Annotated in this window: 22 protein-coding genes; 3 read left to right on the forward strand and 19 right to left on the reverse strand. The window is 37.6% G+C overall.

Annotation, left to right across the window (positions count from 1 at the left end; translation table 11 throughout):
* Positions 1–121: 121 nt before the first annotated feature.
* The gene (locus B4H39_RS03220; protein ID WP_202230500.1) at positions 122–556 is read left to right on the forward strand and encodes a Spx/MgsR family RNA polymerase-binding regulatory protein; all 435 of its coding nucleotides are present in this window, start codon (positions 122–124) and stop codon (positions 554–556) included.
* A 39-nt stretch (positions 557–595) separates the two neighbouring features.
* Here B4H39_RS03220 and B4H39_RS03225 read toward each other — a convergent pair whose 3' ends face one another.
* From B4H39_RS03225 to B4H39_RS03280, 12 genes are all read right to left on the reverse strand, one after another.
* Positions 596–1,867 (reverse strand): ABC transporter permease, encoded by a 1,272-nt coding sequence (locus B4H39_RS03225; protein WP_202230498.1) that lies wholly within the window; start codon positions 1,865–1,867, stop codon positions 596–598.
* On the reverse strand, positions 1,860–2,759 hold the full coding sequence (locus B4H39_RS03230; RefSeq protein WP_202230496.1) for an ABC transporter ATP-binding protein: 900 nt from the start codon (positions 2,757–2,759) through the stop codon (positions 1,860–1,862). Before B4H39_RS03230 ends, B4H39_RS03225 begins: the two co-directional genes overlap by 8 nt.
* A 294-nt stretch (positions 2,760–3,053) precedes the next feature.
* Complete coding sequence (locus B4H39_RS03235; protein WP_271328263.1) at positions 3,054–4,235, reverse strand: CHAP domain-containing protein; 1,182 nt, start codon at positions 4,233–4,235, stop codon at positions 3,054–3,056.
* Positions 4,236–4,467: 232 nt separating this feature from the next.
* The gene (locus tag B4H39_RS03240; RefSeq protein ID WP_202230493.1) at positions 4,468–4,899 is read right to left on the reverse strand and encodes a flavodoxin family protein; all 432 of its coding nucleotides are present in this window, start codon (positions 4,897–4,899) and stop codon (positions 4,468–4,470) included.
* A gap of 146 nt (positions 4,900–5,045) precedes the next feature.
* Positions 5,046–6,368, reverse strand: a complete 1,323-nt coding sequence (locus B4H39_RS03245; RefSeq protein WP_251423421.1) for an FtsW/RodA/SpoVE family cell cycle protein — start codon at positions 6,366–6,368, stop codon at positions 5,046–5,048.
* 105 nt (positions 6,369–6,473) lie between these two features.
* Positions 6,474–7,079, reverse strand: a complete 606-nt coding sequence (locus B4H39_RS03250) for a TVP38/TMEM64 family protein (RefSeq protein ID WP_202230491.1) — start codon at positions 7,077–7,079, stop codon at positions 6,474–6,476.
* 18 nt (positions 7,080–7,097) lie between these two features.
* Complete coding sequence (locus tag B4H39_RS03255) at positions 7,098–7,493, reverse strand: CvfD/Ygs/GSP13 family RNA-binding post-transcriptional regulator (protein ID WP_202230507.1); 396 nt, start codon at positions 7,491–7,493, stop codon at positions 7,098–7,100.
* A 1-nt stretch (position 7,494) separates the two neighbouring features.
* Positions 7,495–8,085 carry a peptidylprolyl isomerase gene (locus B4H39_RS03260; protein WP_202230506.1) on the reverse strand — a complete coding sequence of 197 codons (591 nt, stop codon included), beginning with the start codon at positions 8,083–8,085 and terminating at the stop codon, positions 7,495–7,497.
* A gap of 318 nt (positions 8,086–8,403) precedes the next feature.
* Positions 8,404–9,036 (reverse strand): response regulator transcription factor, encoded by a 633-nt coding sequence (locus tag B4H39_RS03265; protein WP_202230490.1) that lies wholly within the window; start codon positions 9,034–9,036, stop codon positions 8,404–8,406.
* On the reverse strand, positions 9,029–10,036 hold the full coding sequence (locus B4H39_RS03270; RefSeq protein ID WP_202230489.1) for a sensor histidine kinase: 1,008 nt from the start codon (positions 10,034–10,036) through the stop codon (positions 9,029–9,031). Before B4H39_RS03270 ends, B4H39_RS03265 begins: the two co-directional genes overlap by 8 nt.
* On the reverse strand, positions 10,033–10,650 hold the full coding sequence (liaF, locus tag B4H39_RS03275) for a cell wall-active antibiotics response protein LiaF (RefSeq protein ID WP_251423418.1): 618 nt from the start codon (positions 10,648–10,650) through the stop codon (positions 10,033–10,035). The genes B4H39_RS03270 and liaF overlap by 4 nt, the downstream gene beginning before the upstream one ends.
* Before the next feature lie 66 nt (positions 10,651–10,716).
* On the reverse strand, positions 10,717–11,055 hold the full coding sequence (locus tag B4H39_RS03280; RefSeq protein WP_202230487.1) for a metal-sulfur cluster assembly factor: 339 nt from the start codon (positions 11,053–11,055) through the stop codon (positions 10,717–10,719).
* A 203-nt stretch (positions 11,056–11,258) separates the two neighbouring features.
* On the opposite strand from B4H39_RS03280, the gene B4H39_RS03285 reads away from it, so the two are divergent.
* Positions 11,259–11,789, forward strand: a complete 531-nt coding sequence (locus tag B4H39_RS03285; protein WP_286927492.1) for a TetR-like C-terminal domain-containing protein — start codon at positions 11,259–11,261, stop codon at positions 11,787–11,789.
* A 45-nt stretch (positions 11,790–11,834) separates the two neighbouring features.
* On the opposite strand, the gene B4H39_RS03290 is transcribed toward B4H39_RS03285, so the two are convergent.
* The 3 genes from B4H39_RS03290 to B4H39_RS03300 all read right to left on the reverse strand — a co-directional run bounded on the left by B4H39_RS03290 (position 11,835) and on the right by B4H39_RS03300 (position 15,940).
* Entirely contained in the window at positions 11,835–13,004 is a 1,170-nt protein-coding gene (locus B4H39_RS03290) for a MalY/PatB family protein (protein WP_251423411.1), read from the reverse strand.
* A 50-nt stretch (positions 13,005–13,054) separates the two neighbouring features.
* Complete coding sequence (gene malX / locus B4H39_RS03295) at positions 13,055–15,106, reverse strand: maltose/glucose-specific PTS transporter subunit IIBC (protein ID WP_271328265.1); 2,052 nt, start codon at positions 15,104–15,106, stop codon at positions 13,055–13,057.
* A gap of 105 nt (positions 15,107–15,211) precedes the next feature.
* Positions 15,212–15,940: a MurR/RpiR family transcriptional regulator gene (locus B4H39_RS03300; protein WP_251423409.1), complete on the reverse strand. Its 729-nt coding sequence runs from the start codon at positions 15,938–15,940 to the stop codon at positions 15,212–15,214.
* Between the two features lie 234 nt (positions 15,941–16,174).
* Between B4H39_RS03300 and B4H39_RS03305 the strand changes: the two genes are divergently transcribed.
* Complete coding sequence (locus B4H39_RS03305; RefSeq protein WP_271328266.1) at positions 16,175–16,270, forward strand: putative holin-like toxin; 96 nt, start codon at positions 16,175–16,177, stop codon at positions 16,268–16,270.
* Positions 16,271–16,503: 233 nt separating this feature from the next.
* Here B4H39_RS03305 and rplS read toward each other — a convergent pair whose 3' ends face one another.
* The 4 genes from rplS to B4H39_RS03325 all read right to left on the reverse strand — a co-directional run bounded on the left by rplS (position 16,504) and on the right by B4H39_RS03325 (position 19,391).
* Positions 16,504–16,854: a 50S ribosomal protein L19 gene (rplS, locus tag B4H39_RS03310; RefSeq protein WP_202230482.1), complete on the reverse strand. Its 351-nt coding sequence runs from the start codon at positions 16,852–16,854 to the stop codon at positions 16,504–16,506.
* 87 nt (positions 16,855–16,941) lie between these two features.
* Entirely contained in the window at positions 16,942–18,333 is a 1,392-nt protein-coding gene (locus tag B4H39_RS03315) for a sensor histidine kinase (protein WP_271328267.1), read from the reverse strand.
* Between the two features lie 9 nt (positions 18,334–18,342).
* The gene (locus B4H39_RS03320; RefSeq protein ID WP_202230480.1) at positions 18,343–18,738 is read right to left on the reverse strand and encodes a response regulator transcription factor; all 396 of its coding nucleotides are present in this window, start codon (positions 18,736–18,738) and stop codon (positions 18,343–18,345) included.
* Positions 18,738–19,391, reverse strand: coding sequence for a GTP pyrophosphokinase (locus tag B4H39_RS03325; protein ID WP_251423402.1), 654 nt, complete (start codon positions 19,389–19,391; stop codon positions 18,738–18,740). Before B4H39_RS03325 ends, B4H39_RS03320 begins: the two co-directional genes overlap by 1 nt.
* Between the last annotated feature and the right edge of the window lie 180 nt (positions 19,392–19,571).

Consider the following 19,571-nt stretch of genomic DNA (forward strand, 5'->3'; position numbering starts at 1 on the left):
AAAATAACATTGGATTAAAATTAAAACTTTCCAATGATGCTCTTGACACGCTCTTTAAAAATGTTATAATTAGTTCATATATAAATTAGAAAAAAATAAGATTTTCTATAAAGGAGACAACATGATAAAAATTTATACCGTTGCCGGGTGTAGCTCAAGCCGAAAAGCAAAAAAATGGCTACTTAATAACGATATCACTTTTAAAGAAATCAATCTTCTCACAGATGATATCAAAAAAGAGGATTTTCTTGAAATTCTTGCTCTGACAGAGCATGGAACCGAAGAGATTGTTTCAATGCGGAGCCACGCTTACAAAAGTTTATCATTGGATTTAGAGCAGTTTTCTTTAAACTCTATGATTAAAATCATGAAAGAAAACCGCACAATTTTACGCCGGCCTCTCATTCTTGATGAAAATCGTCTTCAGATTGGTTATAACAATGATGATATCCGCAAGTTTCTCCCTCGCTCTGTACGCCAAGTTAAGCTGAAAGATATCAGTCGGGAAGTTCGCAATATCGTTATGGAACGTGATTTCCAAACTCAGATTAGTTAAAAAACCTCACCTTTGTGAACAACAGAGGCGAGGTTCTTTTTATTTAAGTTTATTTTTTAGTCTATCTTCATTTTTCATATTATTGATAGATTGTTTCAATGCTTTCAATAAGCCTCCACTACTATAAATCAAAACATTAGATTTATAGAACCGTGCTGAGAACAAGAGAGTAAACACCATTGCAGCAAGCATGATTCCCATCGAAAGCCAAACTTGTAAATTACTTGCAACTCCTGTCGCAATCTGCATTGGCAGAACAAAACTAGAAATAAATGGAATATAACTTGTTACAGTCATCACAATATTATCAGGTTGAGAGGCAAAGATAATGGATAGCATATACCCCAATAAACCAATCATTGTTATTGGTGTTTGAGCTTTAGGCACATCTTCCACACGTGAAATCAGTGATCCAGATAGAGCAGCGAGGAAAGTAAACAGAAGAACTCCTAAAATTACAATAGGGATGACCAACCAAAACTGTCCCGTGAAGACTTCTTGAAGATTTAATCCTTGTAGGAGATGCCGAACCATATCATTATCCTTGAAAACGAGATAAGCTACCCCAATCTGAAAAACATAGGCCATAATATTCACCGTACAAACGAGTATAATCCCAACAAGCTTTCCATAAAAATGTGTTTCAGCTTTGACACTTGAAAGGATGACTTCCATAATACGTGTCCCTTTTTCACTTGCAATTTCTTGTGCAACAATACTGCCATAAGTTGCAACAAATATCCAAATAAGAATAATTAAAGCTGTAGCAATGGCCTGCCTTAAACCAGAATAATCCGTTCCCTGTATCCTATTTCCTTCCTCATCAAACTCCACATGTATAGGTTCTAATCGAGCTGGGGAAAGTAGATTGGCTTGCTCTTCTGGAGAGAGTCCTAGCTGAGTTGCCAAAGCACTCTGCTGTATGCTTGTGAGTGTTTGTGACACCAACATTTGAGTTGCCATATCCATTGAACGTGTCGTTTCTAAGCGTGCATGAATTTTTCCTTGATTTGACTCCAAGACTAAAATCGCTTCAACCTCTTCATCTTTGAGTTTATGATCAGCTTCTGAGCGATCCATCACCTTATAGTTAATTTCTCCTTTAACTTCATTAAGAGCAGAAGCGATATTTTTATTTTCCGTAACTACAGCGATGCTATCAACATTTCCTTGACCATTGTCCACCACTCTAGCAACCACATAGAAAACAAGCCCTATCAGTAAAGGAAGGAAAACCATGATGAGAAAAGAAACTGACTTAACATTTTTTCGAAAAACTTCTCTTACAATTATCCAGAATTTACTATTCATGTGTTTCACCTGCTTTCATTTTGAATATTTCTTCCAAACTTGGTGGTTGTTGAGAAAACATATGAATATAGCCTGATTTTGTGACATAATCAAAGACACCTTTTCCAGCTTCTTCATTTTCCAAAGTCAACTCATAAGTACCATTACGTTGTAAAAGTACTTCTTTTACCCCCTCAAGATGAGATAATTCTTCTTGTGATACAGGTGCTTCGACAAATACTTTTGTCCGGCCAAAACTCTGACGTACAGCATCCACAGTTCCGTCCAATATTTTCTTGCCTTCTTTCACCATAATCATCTTATCAACCATTTTTTCGACATTCATCATATTATGATCTGAAAAGACAACACACACTTTTTGGTTCCGAAGTTCAGCCACTGCTGTTTTTAATAACTCTGCATTAACTGGATCCAAGCCCGAAAAGGGCTCGTCTAAGATAACAAGCTTTGGTTCATGGATAAGCGTAGCAATAAGCTGAACTTTTTGTTGATTACCTTTTGATAGTGTTTTTACCTTATCTGTCCGTTTTCCTTTGACCTCAAACTTCTCCATCCAGTAATCAATTTTTTCATCAATTTCTTTTCTAGTTTTTCCTCTAAGCTGACCAAAAAAGCGCAGCTGTGACTCAATACTCTCTTTTGGATAAAGTCCTCTTTCTTCTGGTAAATAACCAATAATATCATAGTCCTTGCTGGACAGTGGGGATCCATTCCACAAAACACTTCCTGAATCTTGCGTCAAAAAATCCAGTATAAGCCGAAATGTTGTTGTTTTCCCAGCTCCATTTTGTCCGATAAAGCCCAAAATCTCCCCATCTTCTATGTTGAAGCTTAGGTCATCTACTGCAACAAGATCACCAAATGTCTTCCTAAGATTTTTTACTTCAAGCATTCCCTTCCTCCTTCTAAAAGCAAAGCGCTATCTTTTATAATTAGTATAACTTATTTCAACAATAAATTAAACTCAAAATACAGCAGAATTTATTTTTTCATCTGAATATTCGGATATTATCATCTCATGACAACTTTACTAATTTTCTTCTAAAGAAAGGTTTAAATAAAATGCCTCCAAGTGGGAGGCTTAGGAAAGGTCTATAGAGGTTGCTTGCTGGCTAGCATTAGCACCTTGAGGTGCAAGGATAGAGGCCTATCAAAAAAAGCAAGATGTTCTTGCTTCTCCTGTTTGCTATGGATTGATAAAGTAAACACCTGATGTTGAAACAGTACGTGTTGATCCCCAACCTCCATTAAAGTTTCCTTCAGAAATTACAACTTGACCATTTCCCAAAACTTGTTCTACAACGGCAACGTGACCATAAAATGAGTCAGCACCTTGAACCCCTGGAGGAAAGACAATAATGTTACCCGGAGCTGGACCTGCATTAGCATAAACTACCCAGTCTGCTGCATTGCCCATATAGGTTGGCATATTGCCACCAAGACGTTCCCATACATAAGCCGTACATTGCCCTGGTGGGTATGGGTTATTGCCAGGTGTTGGTGGTGGAGCTGGTGGACCTACTGGTCCAGGAGGTGCTGGTGGATTTGGCGGCGTAACTTCTGAGCCGCCTCCCAAGTCTGGTGTAGAAGGCTGCACTGGACTTGGAGAAGTTTCATTTGCCTTCTCTTGTTGCGCTACCATAGACTGTTCAGCAGCCAATCTTTGCGCCTCAGCAGCAGCCTGTGCAGCTCTTTCAGCTTCAGCTTTTTGACTAAGTAATTCTTGCTTCTTGCCTTCCTCAGTTGTTATCATAGCCTCATAATTCAACTGAGCAACCTTGAGCTGAGCTTCTTGAGTTGCTAACTCGTCTGCTTGACTTTCCAAGTCTTGCTGCAAGCGTGTGACCTTAGCATACTTGTTTTGGTTATCTTTTAGTTTATCTTGAATATCCTTTTGATCTGCCTCTTGCTGCTCAATCATCGACTTATTAGCACCAGCAACAGTTGCCATGGCAGTCATTTTTTGGATAGCATCTGTCAACGATTTAGAATCTAAAAGAGCAGAGATATAGTTTGTTGCTCCTCCTTCTGTTTGTGCACTGCGGGCTTGAGCTTCCAAGGCTTCACTGCGTTCTTGGATATTCTTATTTAACTCTTGAATTTGTTTAGACTGTTCCTTCTGTTGATTGGATAACTTTTCAACTTCCTCTTTCATTGAAACCTGTTTCTCTTTCAATGTATTGACTTGAGTCCCTACTGCCTCGACTTGAGATTGGGCTTGTGCTGCCTCATCTTTTACGGCTGCAATCTTTGAATCTTGCTCAGCAATTTGACGTTCTGTTGAATCAGCGTTTACGCTAGACAATGGAGCCCCTGCAGTCAAAACAACTGTTGAGAGCATCAATGTCGCAATCAATTTCTTTTTCATAAAAAGTAAAATCTACCTCCTCAAATTCTCTTGAATGAATATTACCATTTTATCACAATTGCTTTTATTAATGTAACAAAACAAAGGCTGTTGATTACATCAAAGTAACATTATATTTCTCAACGTAATATTTTCTTAATGAAATAAAAACATTTAATAAAAAAGATAATAAAACAAAAAAGCTTCAAAATGACTGAAGCTTTCATTTAAAAAAGACGATTTAAAATTAATATTATAACTGAGAAACTACTTCATCAACAAAATTTTCCACTTGACTGATCTGGTCTTTTGTTAGATCACCACCTGCAGGAGCGAAAAATGTGATGCCTTGCATGTTCATGTGTAGATCAAAGGATTTTTCATTAACTTTAATCCCCTTTTCTTTTGCTGCTGTGGTAATTTTTTTAATCGCTGATTCCAGATGACCAGAAGTAGAAAAAGCCACAATCTGCTTGATTTTTCCACTGTCTAGAGCCGCCAGATATTCTTTCATATCCTTGGTTACAGAGGCAAACCAAACGCCTGCTCCAAGAAACAGCACTTCAACTTCTTCTTCGAGTGGCTCTGAAATACGTTTCGCTTTAATATTGAGCTTATCTGCAATTACATCTGCAACTGCACGTGTATTTCCTCCACGTGATGCATATCTTACTGCATATTTCATTTTATAATTCCTCCTTTGTATTCTCATCTATAGCCTACCACATTTTGTTAATTATGTGAAATTTTTAGTTTGAGAAATTTAATCTTCTTCCCTTAACGTACTAAATCCGAAAGAAAAAAGCTTTTTCTATTTGAAAAGCTTTTCTATTATTTACTGCTTCTGCGTCTTCCTGTTGCCTTAACCCTTTGTTGTTGTGAAGTACGTGACAAGCGCGCTTTTTTATTTTCTAAAGATTTTCTGCCAGCTTCACGAACCATCACAAACTCTGGTAGCTGATTATATTTCATAGAAAGAACAAGTCCAAGACCGATAATATTACTAATGAGAGCCGATCCTCCTTGGGAGATAAAAGGCAACGGAATACCTGTTAACGGAAGCAAACCAATTGCTGCCCCAATATTTTCAAATACATGGAAGAGAATCATCATAATAATCCCCGTCGATATAAAGATATAAAATTGGTTATTGGACTGAAATGTCACACGAATCATGCGATAAATGAGGGCAAAGTAAAGTAAGATGACGAAAGTTGAACCAACGAAACCAAAGTCTTCTCCAATCACAGTAAAAATCATATCAGACTCACGAACTGGTACATTAACGTTTGCCACACCAAAACCACGTCCAAACAGACCTCCTACCCCAATAGCAATCAAAGCACGCGACTGTTGAAGTGAAAAACTTTGAGTGTACTCAAAGGGCTGCAGCCAAGCCAAGAAACGATTAACTTGATATTGACTAAATACATTTCCCAGCAGCTCCTGCCCTTGAGGATTCATAACCATGGCAACGATACCTGCTGCGACAAGTGCAACTGCAGCAAGAACAGGTAGGATAATTTTCCAAGATACACCTGACACTAAGACAATACCTGCTGCGATGGCTAAGAAAACCATGAAAGTTCCGAAGTCTTCCTGTAGTGCGGCAAGTACAGCTATGGGAAAAGTTGCTAAAGTAATCTTGCCAATCAAGATAAAGTCGTCCCTAATATAACGTTTTTTTAACTTGTTTTGAAAGGACACAACAATTCTTGCTAAAAATAATATATATGCTATTTTCATCAGCTCTGAAGGCTGGAAAAGGTTTGTATTGTGAAAGGCAATCCAGTTCTTGGCTCCTGTTAGATCATACACCGATTGGCTATAGAAGAATATAGGTAATACCATTAAAATGAGACCAAATCCATAAAAAACTGGTGTGAGGTTCCAAAGGAGTCTCGAATCCATATGCATCACAATCAAAGCTAAAATAACTCCGACAATAATCCAAGTTCCTTGTTGCCCCACCATCTTAACTGCTTGTGTCGGATAGTCATGGCTAACGGCAACCCAAATGGCATACAGTCCAATGGCTGTTAGAAGAAAGGCCGGTAAGATGAGCGCATAATCAATACGGCTGTCAAAACTTAGCTTACTTTTAGACTGCTTTTTCTTTTTCTTTTTCTTTATTGTATTTGTTTTATTGTTCAAAATGGAGCTCCATCACTAGAAAGTTTACTAGGTCTATTATACATTATTTATATAAAAATGGTTGCTTTCGCAAAACCATTTTTAAACATTATTTGAAGTCCTCTACTAGAAGATATTGCCAAGCAAATTCCCACCGAAAATCAAGGCATAGGAATAAAATAGAATCGGGAGTGGTTTGCATAAAATCATCACCCAATTAAAGAATTTCCAACTCATTCGCGTTTGACTCGCAATAAGAACAAGAGCATCATCTGGTGCAATCGGCGACAATATCAAGAGAAGGAAAGCGATATTAAAACGTTTCTGCCCCTTTTCCAACCAAGCCATATATTTATTGTAGGTTTTCTCTTTAACAAAAATTTGGACCAAAGATTGTCCGTATTTTCGGCCAAGGTGGAAAAGTATCACAGAACCTACAAGAATACCCAAATAATTATAAACAAATCCCCATACAGGTCCAAAAATCAGGACTCCCGCTGCTATAGTCAGTCCTCCAGGTATAATCGGAATAATAACTTGAATGATTTGCATGAGCAAGAATATAACAGGCCCCAGAATAGCATGAGCTGTTATTATGCGTTTTAAAATTTCTTGATCTTGGAAAGCACCCAAATGCCAGAGGTAAACACTACCAACAATAGTAGCAATAAAACCCAAAATAGTAATCACGTTAAAAACTCGTTTGGTATATTTTAAGACATTGTCGTTCATCTTCACCTCGTTTGTATTTTAGTTTACTCTTTCTCTTAAATAACTTTCGCCTTCTTCAATCCACATCTCCCTTTTATCCGCTAAGCTTTTAAAACCAATCTTGTCACGAGAATCTGTGAATCTTTTTTTGCGATAAAAATAATGGTTTTGTGGATGCTCCTCAAGACTTCGAATGGACAAACTGACTTTTCCATTGTACTCGTCAATGTCAATGATTTGCGCTTTTACATGCTGGCCAATTTTTATGACTTCTCGGATATTTTTAACAAAACCTGATCGTACCTCTGAAATATGAATCAACCCTTTATGTTCATTGTTTTCTCGATCTACAAATTTTACAAAAGCTCCATAGTCTTGCAAGCCGATAATTTCAGCGGTAACTTTGTCCCCAATTTTTACTGATTGATCCATCATTTTATTTCTCAATAATTTCAATGTTTTCAATAATAACGTCATCAACTGGACGGTCTTGTACGCCCACGTGCACAGCTGCAATCTTATCTAGAACTTTAAAGGAATTTTCATCTGCAAGCTGCCCAAAGACTGTATGGCGGCCATCAAGATGTGGCGTGCCACCTTGTACATAGACTTCAGCAATCTCTTCAGGCCAGCCTCCTTCAACCAAAGCCGACTTAGGATAAGGAAGATTTTGATTTTGCACGATAAAGAATTGACTTCCGTTTGTATCCGGTCCTGCATTAGCCATTGACAATGCGCCGCGGATATTAAAAACATCTTGTGAAAATTCATCTTCGAATTTTTCACCATAGATGGATTCGCCACCCATCCCCGTACCTGTCGGATCTCCTCCCTGAATCATAAAGTCCTTGATAATACGATGGAAAATAACGCCATCGTAATAACCTTTTTTACTCAGTTCAACAAAGTTTTTAACAGTCTTCGGAGCCAGGTCATCAAAAAGTTTCACAGTCATATCCCCATGATTAGTATGAATGATCGCTGTTGTTCCTTCATGTTTCTCAAGATTAAGTTGTGGGTAAGTCATTTGCTTCTCTTTTCTAAATTTTATCATAAGTCTCGCCAAGGAAACTTTCATTTTTGTAAGTTTAAAAGATTAAAAAACACTACTGTATGGCGCAAATTTCTGGAAAAATCTTCTAAGATACTTGGACAGTTACAGGTCCTCGTTTTTTAATCCTACAAAGTATCATCAACATAGCAAAAATTAGTTTTAATTTTCGAAACTTTTTAAACTAAACTTTTATTCTTCTATTATAACAGATATGGAGTGTTTTCGCTATTGGACATGCATGTTTAAACTACAGTAAGATAAAAAAATCTATCCGTAAGTGTAATATGCATACTAATCAACAAGCTTATGTTGAATCGCATAAATAGTCGCCTGTGTACGATCACTCACTTCTAACTTGTTAAAAATATTGGACACGTGTGTCTTGACAGTTTTGAGACTGATATAAAGTTGATCTGCAATTTCTTGGTTTGATAAGCCTTGGGCCAAAATTTTTAGTACTTCCATTTCCCTTTTTGAAAGCTCATCATAAAGTTCTGGCTTACGGTGCTTTTGTTGATTTATTTTTTCTTTAACAGCTTCTGATAATACATCCTGTCCACTCGCAACTTTACGGACAGCATTCGCAATTTCAGCGGCTTGGGATGTCTTTAAAATATAGCCTTTAGCCCCTGCAGCCAAGGCAGGAAAAACTTTTTCATCATCCAAGAAACTCGTTAATATCAGGATTTTCTGCTCTGGACTTTCCGCCAATATTTTCTGTGTCGCTCCAATACCGTCTAAGCGATCCATAACCAGGTCCATCAGTATTACATCAGGTTTTAAACTTTGGGCTTTGAGATATCCAGACTCACCATCTGCAGCCTCTCCTACCACTTCAATATCTGGTTGAATATTCATAAAGCTTGACAAACCAAGCCGAACCATCTGATGATCATCCACGATAAGTAATTTTATTTTATCCATTTTTTCCTTTTATCTTCTTAATTTGATTCACTTGTGGGATACGTATCTCTACGCTCGTCCCTTGATTTGGAGCACTGACTATCTTAACATCACCACCAAGTAAGAGTGCACGCTCTTTAATATTGACAAGTCCATAGCTGGCTGACTTACTGTTTTTAGTGTCAAAGCCAACACCGTCGTCAGTTATTCTTAATATTATATTATCATGTTGTTCCTTTAAGAGCACTTCAATATTATCAGCTTGCGCGTGTCTTAAGGTGTTACTCAGAATTTCTTGAGCCATTCGGAAAAGGTTATCTTCTATGTTTGATGAAGCTTGAATATCACTGAGTTTTACATTGATATTTGATGAAATTTTTGCCTGTAATTCGTCAGTTAAGGAATTCAGACCTGCTGCTAATGATTTGCCATCCAGTTCAATCGGTCTTAGATGCAACAATAAGGCTCGCATTTCATTTTGGGCTTCATGTAAGATTTTTAAAACCAGACGTGTTTGCGTTAAAATCTGGTCCTGCGTGAGATGAGTGGCTTCTGCCTCACTTCCTGTTACAGAGGATAAAATCATCGTTGCAGCAAAAAGTTCCTGACTCACTGAGTCATGAAGTTCACGCGAAATTCGCTTTCTTTCTGTTTCAATAATTTCTGCTTTATTGGCTGACTTCTGTGCTGATAATTCTTGGAGCTCTGTCGTCATTTCTTTTAAGCGCAAATAGAGTTCTTGCAGCTCCTGATTTTCTGGCTCTTGATTTTGACTAAGACGCTGAATGTCATCAAAGAAATTTTTCTTTATCTTACTGTTCTCTAAATAGTTAAAAAAGGTAAAGACTAATGCTAATAAGCCTGCTACGGAAAGAAAAATCCATATCCCATAAAAATTATTAACTTTCAAACCCACGAGATTTATTGTGGAAGCATCACTCGTGACTAAGAATAGTAGCGTATTAACCAAAACTATGATTATAAAAAGGACGGTAAAGGTTCTAATGATTGATTTTTTCATCCCTTAACCACCTCAATATTTCCTGTGTCTACTTGAATGTTGATACGGATACGTTTTTGACTTTCTTCTTTCATCTCAGAAAAATAGCGGAAATTTTTAGGATTAATTTCTGTTTCCTTATCAAAAATTTTGACAATACCATTATGAACTGTTATCTCTAAAGCAATTGCTACATCCTCGGGAACGATAATTTTAGTATTTCCTGCAGATTTTTTGATACTTAAGCTATTTCCTTCAGGTCTGAAGTTTACATCGTAAAGATCAATGACATCATTGCCATTACTGCGCGTAAGTTTTTCTGAACTTTCAGCATAGTTTTGCCCATAGTCAAAGCTTGAACCAGTTTCTGACTGCTTTTTCCATAAACTAATCCCTACAAAGAGAGGGAACAGCAAGGCCAGCCAGAACCAACCTGCTGTCAATAACATTACAGCAAAAAAAATCCAAAGCACTACTGAAACTGAGCGTAGAAAAATTATTTTTCTCGACAGAATACTGAAAGAGACAGCAAAAGCAAGTAGCAAAAGAAAGTAAGGCGATTTCATAATATGAAACAGCAAGGCAGCTATAATACATAGTTCAATGATGATGAAGGTTTTTATCTGTCTACTCATATCTCCATTTTACCAAAAAAAGACCTTGTTTCACTCGGTCTTTGGTCCTATTTTACAAGATATCATCTAACGGATACCTAGAGCGATGCGCGCATAGCGGCTCATTTTATCAACAGTCCATGCTGGATACCAGACGAGATTCACCTTAATCTCAGTTACTTCGTCAACTTCTTTAAGTGCATCATGAATTTGGTCTGTCAATACATCGGCTAAAGGGCAGCCCATAGTGGTCAAGGTCATTTTAACTTCGGTAAATCCATTATCCTCAAAAGAAATCTCATAAACCAAGCCCAGATTAATAATATCAATACCCAGTTCAGGGTCAATCACCGTTTCTAAAGCTCCTAAAATCTTTGTTTTAATTTCTTCAATTTGCGCTTCAGTGTATTTGCTTTCTTCGCTCATAAATTTCTCCCTGTTCTCACTGTAAAATCTATTTGACATTGTTATTCTATCATATTTTTCAAAATTTGACGAGAAGGATAGAGACAAATTTATTCACTATTTGCTTATGTATTTTTATATACAACGCGTCTAAAAAGTGCTATAATAAACTTTTAAAACAGGAAAGTAAAAATATAAGTTTCACAAAAGAAAAGGATTAAACGTTGGAAAATAGAAAAGAACGTACAAAAATGCGCCTTCGTGATGCAATGACTCAGTTGCTGCAAGAAAAAACATTTGACCAGATTACGACAACTGAACTTGTGAAAGTTGCAAAAACGAGTCGCAGTGGCTTTTATACACACTATCAAGATAAGTACGAGATGATTGACCAGTATCAAAAAACATTGCTCAATACCATTCAATACGTCTTTGAAAAAAATAATGGGGATTTGCAAAAAACGATGCTGGAAGCATACGAGTTTCTCGATCATAACGAGATTTACGCTGCGCTTCTCTCCGAAAATGGCAGTAAAGAAATTCATCAATTCATGCAAGCCAAGTTAAAAAATATGATTGAACGCTCTATTCTTCCAAAAGATGCCAGAAGAAGTCACCTTGGCCAGCTCGGTAAAATCTATGCAGGAACTTATTATGCTCATGCAATTTTCGGGCTTACGCAAGCCTGGATTCGCCGGAAGCGTAAGGAAACACCTGAAGAAATCACCAGAATCCTTAGTCAACTCATTCACTAGCCTACAAAGAAAAGCGTCAACTCTTAGTTTGAACGCTTTTCATTTTTAAAGAGACTGGATACTTTTAAGTAAACGCTCAAGTCCTTCTTTGACCTTAGCTCTTGAGCAACCTATATTTAGCCGGAGAAAATTTGTTCCTGCTTGGCCATAGATTGCCCCATCCATAATTGCCACTTTTCCTACGTTAATCAAGGCTTTTTGCAAGTCTTCCATCGGGATTCGCAGCTCTGAAATATCAAGCCACAAAAGATATGTTGCTTCGGATTCAATCAGCTTTACCTGAGGCAACTTTTCTCGTAAAAAATTTCTCGTAAACACGATAGACTCATCCAAGTAGTCGTTGAGTTCTTCCACCCATTGACCAGCCGTTTTATAAGCTGAAACTGTTGCTTCCATGCCAAGAATACTGCAAGAAGAAAGACCATCTTTTTCTTTCAAGTGTTTACAAAATTTATCCCGAAGCTTGCCATCAGGAATCAGTAGATAAGAAAAAATTAATCCTGGAAAATTGAAGGTTTTACTCGCTGATGTGAGAAGAGCGATATTTTCCGTTCCATACCGTAAAATAGGATGGTGTTGTTTCCCTTTCCGAAGAATATCCATGTGGATTTCATCTGAAATGATAAACACATCATATTTTTGACACAGTAAAATTACTCTTTCTAATTCCTTGCTTGTCCACACACGACCTGTAGGGTTATGCGGTGAGCAAAAGAGCAAAATTTTATTCTGTGGTTCTGCTAATTTTTCTTCCAAATCTTGAAAATCAATTCTGTACTGCCCTTCTTGAAAAAGTAGGGGATTTTCAACATACAAACGTTCATTTGCCGTAACTGTCTTAGAAAAAGCATCGTAAGCTGGTGTTTGTACAACAACACCTTCTCCTGGCTGAGACATGATTTCAATCAGCTGTGAAAGGGAGTAAATAACACTTGGACTGTACAAAATCCAGTCTTCTTCTATCTTGAAGTCAAATTGCTTGTGGTACCAAGTTGAGACAGCAGACTTGAAATACTGGTGATTCCAACGCGTGTAACCATATATAGGATGCGTAAGTCGCTTTTGTAGTGCTGTGTTCACTGTCTCAGGAATTGCAAAATCAGTATCTGATATGGTAAAAGGAAGTAAATCCTTCTGGCCAAACCGATCCTCTACAAAATCCCACTGGGTACAAAACGTTCCTTTGCGATCAATTATTCTATCAAATTCTGTCATATCAATAAATAGTAAAACAAGACTTTCTGCCTTGTTTTACCTTTCTCCTTCTAAATCAAATTATCCAAATCATTTCGAACAGTTGTTACTTTTGTCCCGATGATAACTTGGACACTTGTATCATCCAAATGTACGACACCTAGAGCACCTAAATCTTTTAGCTTATCATCTTCAACAATGTTACCGTCATTCAAAATCAAACGAAGACGTGTAATACAGTTATCCAAAGTGACGATGTTTTCTTTTCCACCAAGAGCAGCTAAGATTGCTTCTGCATTATAACCTGAGGTATTTCCTGAGTGAGCCATTTCTTTGTCTGAATACTCTGGCTCTATAACTGCTTCACGTCCCGGTGTTTTCAAATTTTTCCAAAGAATAACTTTTTTGAATGTAAAGTAGTATGCTGCAAACCAAAATGCACCAACAAGAGGAATCAAGAACCACTGTGTATAAGAGCCTTGCATCACTCCGAAGATAAGGAAGTCAAGAACACCACCGTCTGTATTTCCGATTGTCACGCCTAAGAGACTCACAATCAATGCACCAAGACCTGTCATGATAACATGGAAAATCCAGAGGAATGGACTGATGAAAAGGAAGAGGAATTCAATTGGTTCTGTAATACCTGTAACAAATGTTGCAATAACACCGGAAATTAAGAGTCCTTTTATTTTTGCGCGATTTTCTGGTTTAGCGGTACGATACATCGCAAGGGCAGCGGCCGGAAGACCGAACATAAAGGTTGGCATCTTTCCTTGTGACAAGAAAGCAGTTGCTGAACCTGAGATAGGTAGGCGATTAGAGAGCTCTGCATAGAAGATATTCAAAGCGCCATACACTTCTTGTCCATCAATGAGTGCTGAACCTCCAGCCTGAGTGAAACGAATAGTAGCCACCAAGATGTGATGCAAGCCAAAAGGTAAAAGCAAACGTTCGCCAGAGAAGAAAAGGAAAGGTCCGAAGATACCTGCACCTTGTATCAAGCTCCCCACCTGTTGGATAAGAAGAGCAAAGAGCGGCCAAATTACAGGAATAAGCAAACCAACTAACGCCATTACTAGAGCTGTAATAATCGGGACAAACCTTGATCCCCCGAAAAATGCAAAACTATCTGAAAGTTGGATATTGTAGAACTTCTTATGGAGATTGTAAACAATAATACCAGCAATGATACCTCCAAGAACTCCCATTTCGATAGTTTGAACACCTAAGGCCATTCCTTGCCCTGCTTTTTGCATGAGTTCTGCATCCGCAAGTTGTCCACGTTCTGTTAAAAAGAAATTAATCGAGAGGTTCATCACCATGTAGCCTACAAACCCAGAAAAAGCAGCCACTCCCTTTTCTTTCTTTGCCAAACCTAAAGGAATTGCCATCGCAAACATCACTGGAAGATTACTAAAAGCAAACCCACCAATTGCGGAAAAGAAACGGAAAATAACTTGGAGTACTTCGTTGCCTAAGAATGGAAAAGCATCAATAGTAGATTTGCTGGAAAATGAACTTCCCAAACCTAAGAGTAAGCCCATAAAGGCCATAAGGGCAACTGGAAGCATGAAAGTTTTCCCTAACTCCTGAAAGAAGCCTCCCAAGGCAAATTTTTTCTTTTTCTTCTGAGGTTCGGAAGTCTTTGTTTTAGCTACTCCTTTTACAATGGCTTCACCAATCGGACTTCCACCTTTGACCTTTCCTACCTCACTGATCTGGAGTCTTTCCAGTTTTTCAGCTGTATTAGTAATGACTACGATAGCTGTTTTTTTAAGTCCAGCTTCTTCAACAGCTTTCCAATTTACGCGTCCAATAGCTTGTCCAGCTTTTACACTGTCCCCTTCTTTAATGTGAAATTCAAATACTGATTTGTCAAGGCTGACTGTATCAATACCGATATGAAGCAATACCTGCAAATCATCTGCTGTATCAAATCCTGCAGCATGCCCTTGAACCATTCTTACTCTGCCAGAAACAGGAGCATATATGGCTTCTCCTGTAGGCTCAACTGCATAGCCCTCCCCCATCGTTTTCTCAGAGAAAATCGGATCTTTAACATGCTCTAGTTTAAGGATTTCCCCATCAAAAGGAGCATAGAGATTCTTTTGGTTACTCATTGTTTAACCTACCTTTTTATTTTTGTTATAAATAAATATTACCACAATGTAAAACGCTTTCAACAAAACTACTAAAAAAACACTTTTCCTTCGAAAAGTATATTTTTAAATGTGTAAAATTCCACGATAGGCATAATAAAGCGACTGTAAAATCAAGAGTAAAGGCGTTTTATCAGTTGTATTATAACCGTTCACCTCCTCTTCTTCCGTTAAGCAAAAGAGCGAAATGTCTGAGAGTTGAACTAATCTGTTCCCCTTTAGATTAGTAAGGCTAACAATTTTGTGCTTGTTCTCCTTAGCCAGTGCCGCTAATTCTAAAACTGACGGTGTTTCGCCAGATAAGGAAACAAAAAAGAACAGCTCACTGGATGAGCTCAGAATTTTCTTTTTCATCTCCTGCTGATATTCAAAAAATTGAAACTTATTATCCAAAGCAAAGAGACTTTTCACATACATTTTAGTTAAAAGGCCTGTCTGATCCAAGGCATAAAAATTGACAAATTTAGCTTTCTGCATGAGCTGCACGACTTTCATCTCTCGTTCTTTATCAATGAGATCAAAGTTTTTCAAAAGAATTTCCTTGTGAGAGCTCGTTACTTCCGGAATTGCTAACTCTTGCTTGAGATTTATTTTAAACTCAGAAAAATTATCATAGCCTAATTTTTTACAGAAACGTGTAATGGTATTAGGTACGGTATAGAATTTTTGTGATAAGCTAACAATTTTTGTTTGACTCACTTCTTCCTTATGTTTCAGAATATAGTTTGCTAAGTCTTCCTCTAGCTCTGTCAATCTATTTTCTTTATTCTTTATACGTTCCTGAAAACTCAGCATATTTATTCCTCTTCATCCGTTTTTGATGCCTGCTTATTTATCTTTTATTCTATCACAGAACCTTTTTAAATCAAAAATGCTTTAATCACAAGTAAGTGTCAACTGAACTGCTCTAGTAAGTTTTGTTTTTATGACAGAATAATTTTTGTGGCGTTTAATGGACGGTGCGCCGACTGGAGATGATGCTTATGATATTTGTGTGAGCTAACCTCACAAAACATAAAGGCGATAAATTTGTCAGTGTATCAAGCATTGTCATTAATGATTGCATTTGCAACATTAATACTCATGCTCAATGATAGGAACAACAAAAATAACGTCCAACTTTAGCCAGTATTGACGTTATTTTAACATGAATATTAGGTTACCGTTCTTAAAACGGCTACATGGGACTTATTGACGTAAGTCCTTTTTTGATGCCTCGATTATGTCATATTTAGATTTTAAAGTTCAACAGTTCAAATCCAACTGCTCCCTTTTTTAATTTCCAGATTTCACTGTCTTTTATAAGTCATTTTAACAAAAAGAAAAACCGCTCAACAGGGCGGTTAGACAAGTCAAAATTATTTACGGCGTTCTGGGATACGAGCCGCTTTACCTTGCAATGCACGCAAGTAGTAAAGTTTAGCACGACGCACACGACCGTGACGGATAACTTCGATTTTTTCAACACGCGGAGTGTGAAGAGGGAAGATACGTTCTACACCCACACCGTTTGAGATTTTACGAACAGTGTAAGTTTCTGAGATACCAGAACCTTTACGTGCAATAACGACACCCTCGAACATTTGGATACGTTCGCGAGTTCCTTCGACAACCTTAGCGTGAACACGTACAGTGTCTCCTGGACGGAATTCAGGGATATCTGAACGAAGTTGACCTGCATTGATAGAATCGATCAATGAAATAGACATTTTTTTCTCCTTTTGCTTATCAATAAAGCCACTGGCCCAGCGGATAAACAGTTTTATTTATGCCAAAACGGCACTTGTCATATTCTATCAAATTTTCTCTTTCTTTTCAAGCATTTTTTCTGGAATTTTGCTAAAAACCATCGTGAAAACGGTCTGATTATTTTCACTTTTGACATCGATTTGACCTTGGTGTTGTTCAACAACGGTCTTGACAATAGCTAAACCAATACCATGAACCCCTCCTGCACCTTTGTAAAAACGTTCAAAAATATGTGGCAAGGTCTCTGGATCAATGACAGCCCCATCATTTGCAACTGAAATGAGAACTTCACGCCCTTTATTTACACATGTGAGCGTAAGTTCTGTTTCCACATAGCGCATAGCGTTTGAAACCAGATTACTCACTGCTCGACGTAAGGCCTTATAGTTACAGGTTAGCATGACTGCTTTTTTATCGAAGACGCTTGTTATCTTCACGCCTCTTTGCTCTGCGAAGATTTCTTGTTCTTTAACAATATCCTGCATAATTGCTCGGACATCTTGACGCTCCATTTCTTGCTGCCCCCCTAGACTATCAAGACGTGATAGAGTCAAAAGATCTTCAACCAGCTCACTCATACGGTCGGTTTCATAAAGAATCGTTTCGCTCGCCTTTTTGGGGTCCATTACTTCATAAGAAATCCCCTCTGCATAGCTCTTAATCGCCATAAGAGGTGTACGGAGCTCGTGCGAAGCATTTTGAAAGAAAAGCTTTTGATTTTTATCATTATTATCGAGCTGTCTTGCAGCCACATTCATATTATGAGCTAAGGTAGCTAGTTCACGGTCTTGGAAGCTTCCCTTGTATTCAGTAAAGTCTCCTTGCCCAATCCGTGTCGCAAATTGCGCTAATATAGACAATGGTTTAATCAGTCTTTGCGTTACAAAAGTTACGGCCAAACTTAAAATTAAGATGACGGCTAGAGCAACTGAAACCAAAAATAGATTCACCGAGTTAGTAAAATTAATAATCCCTGTGATATCAACATACAACACTTGATAGAGTCCAGATTCTTGACGACTCGCTTCGATATAAAAAGTGCTCCCTGATATATCAAGGCGGTAATTTTTTACATTATCAAGTGAAACTTTTTGGCTTTTCAAGGCATGAGCAATATGATTTGCTGTTTCTTTCTCAAAGTTGCCTACTTTTTCTAAATCCTGAACTTCATACTTCTCATTAATATTAAAAGCAACAGGATGTGTATTAAAACTCCCACGAGGCGCATCTTCTAGATTAATAGATATACTGCCTGAGGGCGAAGTGGCTTGTGCTTGATAACTTCTAACTTGCGCTAACTGACTGGAGGCTGAATTACTGATATAGTTATTGATTAAGACATTAAAAATTAAGATAATCCAGAGAAAAGCAAAGAAGACAAAACCAATATTTGTAAGAAGCAAGCGCGTTTTAATACTGAGTGGTTTTCTCCTCATCATATTTACTCCTTACTCTGTTTCTTCATTTTTTTGTTTTTCAAACTCAATACGGCGGAAAATTGCTTTGACACGCATGACCAGCTCCATTGGACTAAAAGGTTTCGTAAAGTAATCATCACTTCCCAAGTCCAGTCCTGTGGCATAGTCTAAATCACTGTCACGTGCAGTCAACATAATAATCGGAACTATACTTTGGGCACGAAGGGCTTTTAAGATTGTAAAACCGTTTGAACCAGGCATCATGACATCCAAGATAACAAAGTCACTTGGTTGTTGATTAAAACGCTCCAATAGCAAATCTCCTGTCGGAAAATCTTCTACTTCAAATTCTTCTTTTTCCAAAAAAGCTTTAATTGCTAAGCGAATATTATCATCATCATCCGCAATGTATATTTTTTTAGTCATTAAATCTCCTCCTCATTTATCATATCTACTAATTCATGAATAAGATACATCCGATTATCCAGCGCATGGATTTGTTCTGCGCATACTTGAAGCTCGTTGCTAAGGTGGTCTGGCATTTCCCCACCATACTTATAACGAACCTTGTGTTCCAATGTCGCCCAAAAGTCCATTGCTGACGTACGAAGTTGTATCTCTACGCGGCAAGTTTGGTTGTCAAAAAGGGGACCAAGATAAACTTCCAAAATCATATGATAAGAACGGTAGCCACTTGGTTTCGGATGCTCCAAATAATCCTTTTCACTGATAACCTTAAAGCCTTCTTGACTTTTGATAATATCCACTATTTCGTAGATATTTTTGGCGTAAGCGCAAATGATTCTTACTCCTGCTATGTCAGATAAATATTGTTCAGCAGCTTCTGCTGTCACGGGTAAACCTTTTTTCTTCAACTTACCCGCAATACTTTCTGGGGATTTTATCCTCTTCTTGATGTGCTCGATCGGATTAACCGGTTCATAAGCGTTATAGTAGGCATTGAGATTAGAAAATTCGGTCATTATGACCGCTAAGGCGCATTCGTATTTGACTAGATTTTGCTTAAGTTTTTCAAATTCTTCTACTTCAAAACGAGTATTCATTATTTCTTTATTCATGTCCCATTCCATTCTTGAAAGAGTTTTCACATACATTCATTATAACAAAGACTGCAAAATTTATCAGTTTTAAAGTCTCTCTTCTCCTTCCTTTCTTATTCTTAAACTCTCAGTTAAAACGAAAAGAGCTTTCGCTCCTTTTCCATTACTTATGTATTTTGGTTCTGTATAATCTGTGGT

It is taken from the genome of Lactococcus sp. UBA7128 (assembly GCF_002492185.1).
In the GTDB taxonomy this organism is placed as follows: domain Bacteria; phylum Bacillota; class Bacilli; order Lactobacillales; family Streptococcaceae; genus Lactococcus; species Lactococcus muris.

Excerpts from the sequence above, each read along its gene's own strand:
- B4H39_RS03260 (WP_202230506.1), bottom strand. The coding sequence starts at position 8,085 with ATGACTTACCCACAACTTAATCTTGAGAAACATGAAGGAACAACAGCG.
- B4H39_RS03265 (WP_202230490.1), bottom strand. The coding sequence starts at position 9,036 with ATGGATAAAATAAAATTACTTATCGTGGATGATCATCAGATGGTTCGG.
- B4H39_RS03230 (WP_202230496.1), bottom strand. The coding sequence starts at position 2,759 with ATGCTTGAAGTAAAAAATCTTAGGAAGACATTTGGTGATCTTGTTGCA.
- B4H39_RS03255 (WP_202230507.1), bottom strand. The coding sequence starts at position 7,493 with ATGATGGATCAATCAGTAAAAATTGGGGACAAAGTTACCGCTGAAATT.
- B4H39_RS03300 (WP_251423409.1), bottom strand. The coding sequence starts at position 15,940 with ATGCTGAGTTTTCAGGAACGTATAAAGAATAAAGAAAATAGATTGACA.
- B4H39_RS03240 (WP_202230493.1), bottom strand. The coding sequence starts at position 4,899 with ATGAAATATGCAGTAAGATATGCATCACGTGGAGGAAATACACGTGCA.
- B4H39_RS03320 (WP_202230480.1), bottom strand. The coding sequence starts at position 18,738 with ATGACTAAAAAAATATACATTGCGGATGATGATGATAATATTCGCTTA.
- B4H39_RS03315 (WP_271328267.1), bottom strand. The coding sequence starts at position 18,333 with ATGATGAGGAGAAAACCACTCAGTATTAAAACGCGCTTGCTTCTTACA.
- liaF (WP_251423418.1), bottom strand. The coding sequence starts at position 10,650 with ATGAGTAGACAGATAAAAACCTTCATCATCATTGAACTATGTATTATA.
- B4H39_RS03250 (WP_202230491.1), bottom strand. The coding sequence starts at position 7,079 with ATGAACGACAATGTCTTAAAATATACCAAACGAGTTTTTAACGTGATT.
- B4H39_RS03280 (WP_202230487.1), bottom strand. The coding sequence starts at position 11,055 with ATGAGCGAAGAAAGCAAATACACTGAAGCGCAAATTGAAGAAATTAAA.
- B4H39_RS03270 (WP_202230489.1), bottom strand. The coding sequence starts at position 10,036 with ATGAAAAAATCAATCATTAGAACCTTTACCGTCCTTTTTATAATCATA.
- B4H39_RS03220 (WP_202230500.1), top strand. The coding sequence starts at position 122 with ATGATAAAAATTTATACCGTTGCCGGGTGTAGCTCAAGCCGAAAAGCA.
- B4H39_RS03290 (WP_251423411.1), bottom strand. The coding sequence starts at position 13,004 with ATGACAGAATTTGATAGAATAATTGATCGCAAAGGAACGTTTTGTACC.
- malX (WP_271328265.1), bottom strand. The coding sequence starts at position 15,106 with ATGAGTAACCAAAAGAATCTCTATGCTCCTTTTGATGGGGAAATCCTT.
- B4H39_RS03325 (WP_251423402.1), bottom strand. The coding sequence starts at position 19,391 with ATGAATAAAGAAATAATGAATACTCGTTTTGAAGTAGAAGAATTTGAA.
- rplS (WP_202230482.1), bottom strand. The coding sequence starts at position 16,854 with ATGTCTATTTCATTGATCGATTCTATCAATGCAGGTCAACTTCGTTCA.
- B4H39_RS03225 (WP_202230498.1), bottom strand. The coding sequence starts at position 1,867 with ATGAATAGTAAATTCTGGATAATTGTAAGAGAAGTTTTTCGAAAAAAT.
- B4H39_RS03235 (WP_271328263.1), bottom strand. The coding sequence starts at position 4,235 with ATGAAAAAGAAATTGATTGCGACATTGATGCTCTCAACAGTTGTTTTG.